Source organism: Phyllobacterium sp. GQ127, from assembly GCF_059758635.1.
The window spans coordinates 1-12,379 of sequence record NZ_JCAXDZ010000006.1 but is presented as its reverse complement, the minus strand read 5'-3'; the positions used below and the strand labels follow the sequence as shown (position 1 = coordinate 12,379).

10 protein-coding genes are annotated in these 12,379 nt (G+C 51.9%); 6 read left to right on the top strand and 4 right to left on the bottom strand.

Annotated elements, in window-relative coordinates; translation table 11 throughout:
• Nucleotides 1–16: 16 nt before the first annotated feature.
• Both AC6CHM_RS19435 and AC6CHM_RS19430 read right to left on the bottom strand, forming a co-directional pair.
• Nucleotides 17–1,039, bottom strand: coding sequence for a galactitol-1-phosphate 5-dehydrogenase (locus AC6CHM_RS19435; RefSeq protein WP_498174208.1), 1,023 nt, complete (start codon nucleotides 1,037–1,039; stop codon nucleotides 17–19).
• 74 nt (nucleotides 1,040–1,113) lie between these two features.
• On the bottom strand, nucleotides 1,114–2,109 hold the full coding sequence (locus AC6CHM_RS19430; RefSeq protein ID WP_354346985.1) for a substrate-binding domain-containing protein: 996 nt from the start codon (nucleotides 2,107–2,109) through the stop codon (nucleotides 1,114–1,116).
• Between the two features lie 361 nt (nucleotides 2,110–2,470).
• Between AC6CHM_RS19430 and mctS the strand changes: the two genes are divergently transcribed.
• From mctS to AC6CHM_RS19400, 6 genes are all read left to right on the top strand, one after another.
• Nucleotides 2,471–3,862, top strand: a complete 1,392-nt coding sequence (gene mctS, locus AC6CHM_RS19425; protein WP_354346983.1) for a two-component system sensor histidine kinase MctS — start codon at nucleotides 2,471–2,473, stop codon at nucleotides 3,860–3,862.
• Nucleotides 3,859–4,515, top strand: a complete 657-nt coding sequence (mctR, locus tag AC6CHM_RS19420) for a two-component system response regulator MctR (RefSeq protein ID WP_307277614.1) — start codon at nucleotides 3,859–3,861, stop codon at nucleotides 4,513–4,515. Before mctS ends, mctR begins: the two co-directional genes overlap by 4 nt.
• Nucleotides 4,516–4,629: 114 nt before the next feature.
• Entirely contained in the window at nucleotides 4,630–5,178 is a 549-nt protein-coding gene (locus AC6CHM_RS19415; RefSeq protein WP_307277609.1) for a TRAP transporter small permease subunit, read from the top strand.
• A 13-nt stretch (nucleotides 5,179–5,191) separates the two neighbouring features.
• Complete coding sequence (locus tag AC6CHM_RS19410) at nucleotides 5,192–6,781, top strand: TRAP transporter large permease (protein WP_307277607.1); 1,590 nt, start codon at nucleotides 5,192–5,194, stop codon at nucleotides 6,779–6,781.
• A 52-nt stretch (nucleotides 6,782–6,833) separates the two neighbouring features.
• Nucleotides 6,834–7,949, top strand: coding sequence for a TRAP transporter substrate-binding protein (locus AC6CHM_RS19405; protein WP_307277603.1), 1,116 nt, complete (start codon nucleotides 6,834–6,836; stop codon nucleotides 7,947–7,949).
• 154 nt (nucleotides 7,950–8,103) lie between these two features.
• Nucleotides 8,104–9,033 (top strand): bile acid:sodium symporter family protein, encoded by a 930-nt coding sequence (locus tag AC6CHM_RS19400; protein ID WP_307277601.1) that lies wholly within the window; start codon nucleotides 8,104–8,106, stop codon nucleotides 9,031–9,033.
• Between the two features lie 36 nt (nucleotides 9,034–9,069).
• On the opposite strand, the gene AC6CHM_RS19395 is transcribed toward AC6CHM_RS19400, so the two are convergent.
• Nucleotides 9,070–11,139, bottom strand: a complete 2,070-nt coding sequence (locus tag AC6CHM_RS19395) for a TRAP transporter permease (RefSeq protein ID WP_354346978.1) — start codon at nucleotides 11,137–11,139, stop codon at nucleotides 9,070–9,072.
• 79 nt (nucleotides 11,140–11,218) lie between these two features.
• Nucleotides 11,219–12,208, bottom strand: a complete 990-nt coding sequence (locus AC6CHM_RS19390) for a TAXI family TRAP transporter solute-binding subunit (protein WP_337355045.1) — start codon at nucleotides 12,206–12,208, stop codon at nucleotides 11,219–11,221.
• Between the last annotated feature and the right edge of the window lie 171 nt (nucleotides 12,209–12,379).

Sequence of the window (12,379 nt, the reverse complement as noted above, 5' to 3'; positions counted from 1 at the left end):
CTCCCTTTCCACACCATTATGGGCGGAACATCACTTTCGAGAAGAACATGGATTTGTCGGTCCGGAATTTTTCAAACATGCCTGGCAATTCAGCGAGATCAAGGTCGTGGGTGATCATAAACTCCCATTCGAGTTGGCCAGAGCCGAGTTTGTCCAATGTAACGGTCCACTGGCGACCAGGATATGGGGAGCCAAAGGAATTCCATGAACCGTGCAGCGATATCTCCTGGCGGAGAAAATGCTGGAAAGTTTTGTTTTCCAAAGCCACTTCCGCAACCGGTATCCCAATGAAAACAACATGCCCGCTTGGCGCTGCCAACTTCACCGCCATATTGACTGACGAAGGATGCCCTGCAGCTTCGACAATTGTATCGCAGAGCAAATCAGCTGGAATCTCAGCACCGGCAAGAAACGTATGCTTGGCGCCTGCACGCCGCGCCATCGCCAGTTTCTCTTCGGAAACATCAATTGCTACAACTTCGCTGGCTCCCATCAGCCGCATCCATTGGATAGCGAACAGACCAATGGGACCGCAACCGATGACACCGCCACGCTGACCCATCGTCATTCCGCCTGCTTTCCAAATCGCGTGGAGCGCAATTGAAGCAGGGTCGGTCATTGCCACCGCTCGCGGATCTATATTTTTTGGCGTCTTCAACAAATTGGATACCGGAACACAGACATATTCCGCATAGGCCCCATCACGGCGTGAACCGAAATAATCATAGTCCCGGCAACGCGAAAACTGTCCCTGCTGACATTGGTCACATTTATAGCATGGCAGCATCGGTGGAATGGCCACAAGTTCGCCAATTTCGAAACCTTCAACGCCCTCGCCAATTTCGGTGATATGACCGGAAAACTCATGACCGCAAATGAGCGGCATCTTGTGTGCGCCCTTGATCAGCATACGCGGCATGTCAGAGCCGCAAACACCAACAGCTGCAACCCGTATTTTCACATGGCCGGAAAGCAATTGTGGAACCGGGACATTTTCAAGACGAATATCGCCTGGGGCATAAAGTACTGCAGCACGCATCTGGTAATCCTTGGAATTGATAAAGAGATCGCGGGGCAGGATGTGCCCTGCCCCGCAGGCCTTGGGAGAGGCTATTACTGACCGAGAACGCTCGGGCGATATTCGGCAAAAAGTCCCTGACGCGGGAAATCAGCAACATTTTTGGAGGTGACAAGTGTCGAACCTGCATCGACGAATTTCGCCACTTCCTTCTTGGCAGATGCCTCCCGCGCGACCTGAATCGTAACGTCCCCGAGATATTTCGGATCGTTGAGAGCTGAACCGATATAGTTGCCACCATCGGCAATGATGCTCAGCGCTTCAGACAAGCCGTCAACACCCGCAACGAGAACATCATTCCGGTTATTCTCCTTGAGTACCTGCAAAGCTCCAAGCGCCATATCGTCATTATGGGCATAGACAACTTTAACATCAGGGTTTGCCTGCAACAGATCCTGCATAGCCGTTACCGCATTGGCGCGAATATATTCAGCATAAGGCCCCTCGACGATGGTGTGGCCAGTACCCTCCAGGGCCGCATGAAAGCCATCTCGGCGATCCATCATGACAGCGCCGCCCGCATCCCCTTGAATTTCAATAATCTTGGCCTTTTCAACTCCGTCCGCTTTCAATCTGGCTACGACAGCTTCACCGACCAATTGGCCCATTTTCTTGTTATCGCGACCCACATGAGCAGTTACACCAGTACCGTTAACGCTACGATCCACCGTGATCACCGGGATACCAGCAGCCACAGCTGCTTCGAGTGATGGAACGACCGCATCCGGGTTGACCGGATTGATAATGAGCGCATTGACGCCCTGTGTAATCAGATCCTGGATATCATTGTTCTGCTTGCTGACATCTCCGTTTGCATCAAGAAATATCAATGTATCTCCGCCCGCCTTAGCCGCGGCCTCCGCACCGGTTTTCAATTGAACATAAAACGGAGATTGCAGAGTTACCTGGCTAAATCCAATCTTCAAACCCTCGGCGCGAGCCGAGAGCACGGGCATTCCCAAACCAAATGCGAGAGCAAGCGTAAAAACAGAAGCAGCGGTTTTCGTAACGAAACGACGACGGTTGAGCATGGTGTTCCTCCCCAGAACTCTTCTAAAAACAACAAAAGTGAAAATAATTCACATTTGTAATAGCAAATAACCAGAAGCCCATCCGCATGTCAACCACGTTACATAGACAGTGGAATGTGCTTCCGCACAATGCGCGGTTCCCGGGGGGCGGTCTAATGAAGCAAGCCGACGTGCTCGCTGCGAGACCGGCAAGTAGACACGGGCTTTAGGCGCCCGAAACCAGCTCAATGACCGCGATGATCAGCGGACGTAGCAACTTCTATTGATTGTCAAAGACTTACCAATTGCGAAAATATGTTACAGTTGTTGTGAGTTACGAAGACATCACTGTCTTTCATTTTCCGGCAAGGAGATACTTACCTTGAACTTAAGGCATCAGATCGTCGCACTGGCAATTGTTCCGCTGGTTCTGGCCATATTATCAGTAACGACACTGCTAACCTTGCAATCAACGAACCTAGTGCAAAGCAGTATCGATACATTTGAGCGCAATATGCTTGATGCAAAAAAAACCGAACTACTCAATCTTACCAATCTCGCTCTTTCAGCAATTCAGAACATTTATCAGTCGGCTGGCCCGGATGACGAGAATGCCAAGGAGCAGGTCCGGGCTATCCTCACGGGTTTGGACTACGGCAAGGACGGTTATTTCTTTGTCTATGATTATGACGGGAACAACGTTGTTCATCCGCGCCAAGCATTCCGTCCCGGCCATAATTGGCTCAGGTTGCTAGACCCCGATGGTGATCAGGTGATTGCCAATCTGATCGAGAAAGCAAAGCAGGGGGGTGGATTGCACCAGTATAAATGGGAGAAACCTTCTGCCGGAATCATGGCCGACAAGCTTTCATTCGCCGTTGGCCTTGATAAATGGAAGTGGATGGTTGGCACAGGGGTTTATTTGGATGATGTCTTTACCCAAACTGCCGCGGCCAAAGCTGATCTTCGCAGCAGTATCGGCAATACGTTTTGGACCGTTGCCCTTATCGCCTTGCCAGCAGTGCTTATTGTTTTTGCCACTTGCATGCTCTTGAACCTTCGAGAACGGCGGCTGGCTGACAGCAAGCTCAAGCAGTTGACCCAACGTGTCATCAACGCCCAGGAAGAAGAGCGCTCCAGACTTGCCCGGGAGCTACATGATGGTATTTCGCAAAATCTTGTCGGCGTACGGTATGCGATTGATCTGGCAAGCAGGAAGGTTAACAGTCAAAGCCTTGATGCGGCAACAGCAATCAACCGCGGAGCCGAAGCACTTAATGGCGCTATCAAAGAAGTTCGAAGGCTTTCGCATGATTTGCGCCCTCGTGTTCTTGACGATCTTGGCCTGGCACCTGCCCTCCAGGCACTGGTGCACAATTTCACTGAACGGACTGGCATCGAGGCGAATTTTTCGTCGATCGATTATAAAAACATGCTTAAAGCGGAGGCGAGCACGGCACTTTATCGTGTGGCACAGGAGGCTTTGAACAATGTCGAGCGTCACGCTGCCGCAACGCGCGTTGACATCATTGTTTCCACGAACGCTGGCCGTATACAAATGGTCGTTTCCGATAATGGAAACGGCTTCAGTCAGCCCCCCGGCAAAGACAAGTCTCCGCGTCTTGGCGGACTCGGTTTGCGCAACATGCAAGAGCGAATGGCCCACTTTGGCGGTTTGCTCCTGGTGAAATCAGATGTCGAGGGAACCACTCTTACTGCTATGCTGCCAAGATCCGCCATGCTGAAATCCAAGCCTGCGGCAAATGCTGCATGAACAAGACCCACCCAATCAAAGTACTATTGGTTGACAACCATCCCCTTGTCTTGGACGGTCTGCGCGCATTGCTGGAGACCTATCCGCATATCGCTGTTGTGGGTGTTGCGCGGCTTGCACGAGAAGGTTTGGAAATCGCGCAATCGACCCTACCGGCCGTGGTCTTGATGGATATCAACATGCCACAAATAAACGGTATCGAAGCTATTGAATTGTTCAAAGAACAATTGCCGGATACCCGCATTCTGATGCTCTCCATGCATGACAGCCGCGAATATATCTCCACTTCGGTCATGCACGGAGCTTCTGGCTATATTTTGAAAGACGTTTCCACTGACGAAATAGTCTCGGCCATCGAAGCTGTGGCGACTGGAAAAACCTATTTTTCATCTGGCGTTGCGGATGTACTGCTTGAGCGCAGAACTGCCGAAAACGCGCTGCCTTTAACAACACGGGAACATGACGTACTGCTGTTGATAGCAGCAGGCAACAGCAATCGCGATATCGCACTTGCTCTGGGGATTTCAGCAACAACGGTTGAAACGCATCGCAAGAACATCAAGAAAAAATTGAATATTACCTCCACGGCAGGTCTGACCCGTTACGCCATTGAGAATGGACTCGTCAGCCAGTCGGGTCCGGATACCCATTAGTGGGTAGACAAGTCCATTTGTTTATTTAGATGGCTTGTCCCAACTGACATCGCGACATACGAGTTCGCCAGGCCGGAACACGCTAGGGAAGCGCTCGGTCACGGGAGGATGCCAATGTCAGTATTATTGTCCGTGTCGCGTGCCATTGATGCGATCAACACCTTTGTCGGCAAGGCGGTATCATGGCTTGTTCTCGCCGCAGTTCTCATCAGTGCGATCAACGCAACAACCCGTAAACTCTTCAATGTCAGCTCAAATGCGTGGCTAGAGGCGCAGTGGTATTTATTTTCCGCGGTCTTTTTACTTGCTGCCGGCTACACTCTGCTTAACAATGAACATGTGAAGGTCGATCTGATCTACGGTCAGATAAAACGAAGATCGCAACTCTGGATTGAGGTTTTTGGAACGCTTTTCTTTCTCTTTCCCTTCTGCCTCATCACGATTTACCTCTCCTGGCCTGTGGTTCTTTCAAAACTAGCCAGCGGCGAAGTCTCAAACAATACTGGCGGCCTGCTTTTGTGGCCGGTATGGGCGTTGATACCCGCGGGCTTCGGCCTTCTTGCTCTTCAGGGGCTTTCCGAGCTGATAAAACGCATCGCGATCCTCAGGGGTCACATTCCTGACGCCGTGGCAATTGCCGACGCTGACGCTGCTATACTCTAATCCGGGAACAATCATGTTTGCCATCATCGCGGAAAATCTCGCGCCAATCATGTTCCTGTCACTGATTGTCGTATTGTTGCTGGGCTATCCGGTGGCTTTTGCGCTCGCCTTTGTCGGCTTTCTCTTTGGCTTTGTCGGAATTGAGATGGGTCTTCTACCCATCAATCTTTTCGGCGCTATTCCCGACCGTATATTTGGTCAGATGTCCAACGAGACTTTGCTGGCAATTCCCTTCTTTACCTTCATGGGACTGGTACTGGAGCGAAGCGGTATGGCCGAAGAATTGCTGGACACTATCGGCCAACTCTTTGGCCCGGTCCGTGGCGGCCTTGCATTTGCAGTCATTTTCGTTGGAGCAATTCTCGCAGCAACCACAGGCGTGGTAGCAGCTTCTGTTATTTCCATGGGGCTTATATCGCTGCCAATCATGCTCCGTTATGGATATGATCGCCGCGTAGCGGCAGGCACTATTGCAGCGTCGGGAACATTGGCTCAAATCATTCCCCCAAGCCTTGTGTTGATCATTCTTGCCGACCAGCTTGGCCGCTCCGTAGGGGACATGTATAAGGGTGCATTGGTCCCCGGATTGATGCTTGTCGCCGCCTATTCGGCCTACATCATTGTCATGTCATTCATTCATCCGACACGAGTGCCCGCATTGCCTGCCGAGGCACGAACCTTGCGCGGGTGGAAGCTACTTCAAAAGGTAATAACGTCTCTGGTGCCTCCGCTGGTGCTGATTTTTCTGGTCCTGGGGACCATATTTATCGGTCTGGCAACCCCGACCGAAGGCGGAGCCATGGGAGCAGTGGGTTCTTTGGCACTCGCTGGCCTCAATCGAAGGTTAGACATGCCGATGATAACGTCTGCGCTCTATGCAACAGCCAAGCTTTCTTCTTTCGTTATTTTCATTTTGCTTGGCGCGCGTGTGTTTTCGCTTACTTTCTATGGTGTGAACGGCCATATCTGGGTTGAACACCTGATGACGTCCGTGCCCGGCGGCGTCATTGGCTTTCTAATCATCGCTAACCTTTTAGTTTTCTTCCTGGCGTTCTTTCTTGACTACTTCGAATTGGCGTTCATCATCATCCCGCTATTGGCACCGGTCGCTGATGCGTTGGGCATCGACCTCATATGGTTCGGCGTCATGCTGGCGATCAACATGCAGACCTCGTTCATGCATCCGCCGTTCGGTTTCTCGCTGTTTTATCTGCGATCGGTGGCACCGTCGCGCGCCTATAAGGACAGGGTTACGGGAGCCACAATTCAGCCCGTCACGTCAGGACAGATTTACTGGGGAGCACTGCCCTTCCTCGGTATTCAGTTGACGATGGTCGGACTCGTCATGGTGTTTCCACAGCTTGTGACCCACTACAAGTCCAATGCGCTAGCGGTTGATCCGGCGAGTATCCAATTGAATGTTCCTATGCCCGGTGCCGGTTCTACAAATCCATTTGGAACGCCACCTCAACCATTTGGCGCACCTGCCCCGTCTTTCGGTGGCCAAGCGCCCTCGCCACAAGCCCCATCGCCCCCTGCCTTTGGTTCGCCCACGCCAAGTTTTGGTCAACCCGTCAAACCACCAGCCAACGCTCCCCAGTAATTAATTGGCAGCGCGTTTGTGAAAAACATCTGCAAAATCCAGGAGGAACATCATGACACATAAAATAGATCGCAGAAGCTTTTTGACTAAAACAGCAATTGGCGGCGCTGCCACGGCGGCCGCGGCCACTCTTGCCGCTCCAGCAATCGCACAGGAATTGCCCACGTTGCGTTGGCGCCTGACCTCAGGATTTCCAAACAATCTCGATACTATTTATGGCGGCGCTGTTGTTATGGCAGAGGCGCTGTCCAAGATCACGGAAGGTAGATTCCAAATTCAAGTTTTCCAAGCCGGCGAACTGGTCCCTGGCGCACAGGCACTTGATGCCGTCAAGGGAGGCACGGTCGAGATCGCGCATACATGTGGATATTATTTTACAGGCAAGAATCCAGCATTTGCTATCGGTTCGACAATTCCTTTCGGCTTGAACGCAAGACAACAAAACGCGTGGCTCTATCATGGTGGTGGCAATGAACTTTACGATGAATTCCTCGCGGATTACGGCGTTGTCGGGAAACCCGGCGGCGGTACCGGCGCCCAGATGGGAGGCTGGTTCCGCAAGGAGATCAACAGCGTTGCCGATCTTAAGGGCATCAAAATGCGCATTGCAGGCGTGGCCGGGGAAGTGATGTCAAGGCTGGGCGTCGTGCCTCAGCAGCTCCCGGGAGGCGATATCTATCCTGCTCTGGAGCGTGGCACGATCGATGCCGCCGAGTGGGTCGGCCCATACGACGACGAGCGCCTGGGCTTTTATCAAATCGCACCCTATTATTATTATCCAGCTTACTGGGAAGGCGGACTGACTATCCATTTTTACATCAACAAGGGCCAATATGAGGCACTGCCTGAACCATATAAAGTGGCGCTAGACACTGCTTGCAAAGCAGCCAACATCAACATGCAGGCGCTGTATGATGTAAAGAACACAACGGCCATTCGCTCGCTAGTGGGCAAGGGCGTCCAACTTCGCCCTCTTCCACGCGATGTGATGGATGCTGCCTACAAGGCGACCTTCGAGTTGTATGAAGAATACAACGCCAGTAATCCTGCATGGGCTAAAATATATCCTGCGTGGAAGAAATTCCGTGATGAATCTTTTGAATGGTTCCGCGTGGCCGAATATAGTTATGATAGCTATGTTTATACGGCTCAGGCATCAGGTAAATAAATAATCAAGGCGACCCGGCACTCGGTGCCGGTCGCCACCCCGCTTGGGTCAGGATCTGCTTTCATCCTTTGAATATTGTAAATTGTGATCTCGATGTATTGAACTTAACGCGTTCCACGTCTAAACGCCTTCGCTCAGATCACGGGAGGCAACCTTGAAGATTCTTGCAAATTTTTCGGCATTCATTGGCAAGACCTTTGCGCTATGGGTCATAATATTTGCTGTTCTCGGCTTTCTGTTTCCCGATACATTTAAGCAGCTGACGCCTTATATCGTAACCCTGCTCGGCATCATCATGTTTGGCATGGGTCTTACCCTTTCATTGGACGATTTCAAGGAAGTAGGAAAACGTCCTTTTGAAGTTCTTATCGGCGTGATGTCCCAGTTCATCATAATGCCCTTGCTGGCTGTTTTGTTGACTAGAATTATTCCCATGTCCCCTGAAATTGCAGCCGGCGTCATTTTGGTAGGATGTTGTCCTGGCGGCACGTCAAGCAATGTTATGACCTATTTGAGCAAGGGCGACGTTGCACTGAGCGTTGCCTGCACAAGCGTCACAACATTGACCGCACCCCTTGTCACGCCATTTCTCGTTTGGCTTTTTGCCAGTCAATATCTACCCGTTGACGCCACGGCCATGTTTATCAGCATTCTCAAGGTTATCCTGTTGCCATTGGCGTTGGGCTTCCTGATGCAAAGACTTCTTCCATCGATTGTCAAATCGGCGGTGCCGGTATTGCCTCTCGTTAGCGTGGTGGGCATTGTATTGATCGTTGCAGCGGTGGTTGGTGCAAGCAAGGGCGCCATCCTCCAATCTGGCCTCATGATTTTTGCAGTCGTTGTCCTTCATAATGGACTGGGTTACCTGCTCGGTTTTTTTGCGGCCCAAGCCAGCGGGCTTTCCTTGTCGAAACGCAAGGCAATTGCCATTGAGGTTGGCATGCAGAACAGCGGCCTGGGCGCCGCACTCGCCAGCAGCTATTTTTCTCCGGTTGCCGCAGTTCCCAGTGCCATCTTCAGCGTATGGCACAATATTTCCGGAGCGCTGCTCGCCAATTACTTTGCAGGCAAAGAAGAAGCATGAATTGTAGCCAGTCCTGCATACGCGTGAGCGCGTATGCTAACCAGAAACTGGCATGGGAGGCGATCGTTTGAGATCTCTTATTTGCCTTACGAGCACGGGCGCGATCAGCAAGGCCCCGATAAGGGAGGAGTAGAGCTCCGGTACTACGAGCAGGATTGCCGCAAGGATAAGCAATACTTGCTCCCATAATTTTGTCCGGACCAGCATAAAGCCGGACAGTGCAGCGCCGAGACAGGTTATTCCGAGCATACAGCCAAGGAAGGCCGTGAAAAAAGCGCTCCAGGTAAAATTGGCCGTAACCAACAGCAGCGAGGGTGAGAAGACGAAGACAAAGGGTACCAACACCTTACCCATGCTTAGCCGGAACGCGGTGTTTCCTGTTTTGAACGGATCTGCGCCCGCCATGCCAGCTGCAGCGTAGGCCGCCAGCGCGACTGGCGGTGTAATGTCGGCCAGAACTCCGTAATAGAAGACGAAAAAGTGAGCCACTATCGGCTCAACGCCAAGTATTCCGAGTGCTGGGGCCGCAATGGTCGCCATGATAATATAATTGGCAGTGGTCGGAATTCCGCATCCCATAAGGATGCAAACAATGCCGGTCATGACGAGCGTGAAGAGCAGCGTTAGGGACTGGGGGGCGAACATCATCGTTGGCAACACGGTACCGAACCAGCTTGCCATTTCTGCAGCTGTTGATGTGACGATGAACGATATTTTGAACCCGACGCCGGTTAAGGTTACGACACCAACGACTATACCGACCGTGGCAGCGGCGGCCCCAACTGCCAGTGCATATTTTGCTCCATCGCGAAGGCTTTCCAGAACCTCGCTCACCGACATTCTTTTGCGCGGGTTAAAAAGACCAACGAGAATACACAGCGTTATGCCCCAGAAAGCTGCCAAATAGGGCGTATATCCTACCAGAAGTATTCCTATCAGGACGATGAGTGGAATGACCGTCGGCCAATCCCTCTTGAAGGCTTCTTTTAAGTCGGGCATTTCGTCGGCCCGCATACCGCGGAGACCCGTACGCTTTGCCTCGAAATGTACCTGAACGAGAACCCCGAAAAAGTGCATAAATGCAGGCACAATCGCGGCGAGAATGATCGTTGTATAGGGTAAATCCAAAAATTCGATCATCAGAAAAGCCGCCGCACCCATTATGGGTGGCGTAATTTGCCCACCTGTTGAGGAGGCCGATTCTACGGCGGCTGCGAAGTGCCGCTTGTATCCGAGACGGATCATTGCGGGTATCGTCAACGAACCAACCGTTACGGTATTGGCGACGGAGGAACCGGAGATCATGCCGAAAAGCGCCGAGCCAAAAATCGAAACCTTCGCTGGCCCACCTGCATAGCGGCCGGCAACCCACGCCGCGCAATCCAGAAAAAGTTGCCCGAGACCAATTCGTGTAGCGAATACGCCAAAAAGCACGAAGTGAAAGACATAGGTGGCGACGACACCGAGGGCGATACCGTAAATACCTTGCGTCGTCAGATATAGGTGATCGACAAGCTGGGAAACGGTTGCACCCGGATGTATCAAAATGCCAGGCATTGAGGGCCCATATAGCGCATACGCCATGAACAGAAGCGCGATGATTGGCAGCGGCCATCCGACGGAGCGGCGCGTTGCTTCAAGGAGTACCACAATAAGCAGGGCTCCGAGGACTACGTCTGTCTTGGTTGGGTTGCCTACTCTAAATGCTAGATCATCGAGCGGTATCAAAGGAACATGCGCAACCGCGACTACCGCGCCGATAGCAAGAAGCCAGTCTAGTACAGAAATACCGAGCGGGCGCCACAGTGAAGCGCTAACTGGTTTGTCGTAACCTTTGCGGGAGAAGGGAAAAACCAGAAAAACCAGACCCAGCACAAAGGACAGATGGATGCCCCTGTGCACCATTTCAGAAAGAAGGCCAAAACCAGCCGTATAATAGTGGAAGAGCGACAGTGCCACCAAAAGCCCACCGACGAGCCGCGCCGCGATTGGAGCAAGCGGCCGAAACCGAATCTCAGAATCGAACTGTTCTTCAAGTTCCCGTGCTTTGGCCTCGTCCAGCTCCATTGGAGATAAAGGTGGTCTCTCAGCCGAAGGAATGGGCATCCCGTGCTCCGTCGCATTTTCTGTGGCAGGTCATGGCATACGGCTTAAAGCCGCATGCGCAGCAACTGAAGTGTCCGTTCTATTTCAGAACGCCTGCTTCCTTGTAAAAGCGTTCGGCACCTGGGTGAAGAGGTATTCCAAGTCCGGTCGTTGCATTTTTCAGGGTTATCAGCTTTCCCTTTGCATGGCCTGCATCAAGTGATGCGCGGGTAGCGTCATTCCACATTACCTTGGTAATATTATAGACAAGTTCCTCTGGTTGTTTTGCGCTCGTTACCCATTGGGCAGCAACTGAGATCGTCTCTGTTTCGGCAACGTCCTTATAGGCACCGGCCGGTACCGTATCTTTCGCAAAGAAGCTGTTTTCCGACAACAGCTTGTCAGCCTCGGGGCCGTTGATCGGTACAAGCGAGATACCGCTCGAGGTTGCCAGTTCGGATATAGCTCCCGTGGGATAACCGCCCACGAAGAAATAGGCATCCAATGCACCATCGCGCAAACGATCTCCTGCTGGACCGGGCTTCAGGTGTTCGGCTTTAATGTCCTTCTCGGTAATGCCATATGCAGCAAGCACAATACGTGCGTCCACAATTGTTCCGGATCCTGGCTCGTCCAATGAAACGCGCTTACCCTTCAGATCGGCAACAGACTTTATATCTGCATCCTTTCTGGCCACTAAATGGATTGTTTCAGGATAGAGCGTTGCGATCAATCTCAGATCATCTACTTTGTTCTTGCCTTCATAAAGGCCCGTGCCGCTATGCGCCCAATAGGCAACATCGGACTGGGTAAAGCCTGATTCCAAAGCTCCGCCTTGAATTGCATTGATATTTGCGACGGAGCCATTGGATGAAACGGCAGTGGCAACCAATCCCGGTACGCCCTTGTCGCCAGCGCCGGATATGGCGTTCGCTATCAGACCCCCAATCGGATAATATGTACCGGCTGTCCCGCCAGTGCCTATACGAAAGAAGGCTGGTGTCTGTGCAACAGCGATCGCAGTGGCAAAACATAGTGAACCGACAATGGCCCCTACCGCCAACGACTGGACGTTCTTGAGAAATTTCATGGGGTTCCCTTTATGGTTGTGAACCACAAGGATCGTAATCCAGAATTAAAATGTCAACTGTTCTCTTATGCAAGTCTTTTGGGGTTACTGGTGATGTGTCGCAACTTGGCAGCTTATAGAGCTGGATTACTGCTGGTTGCTTGCTACTTGGCTTGTTGGGCTGTGCTTTGG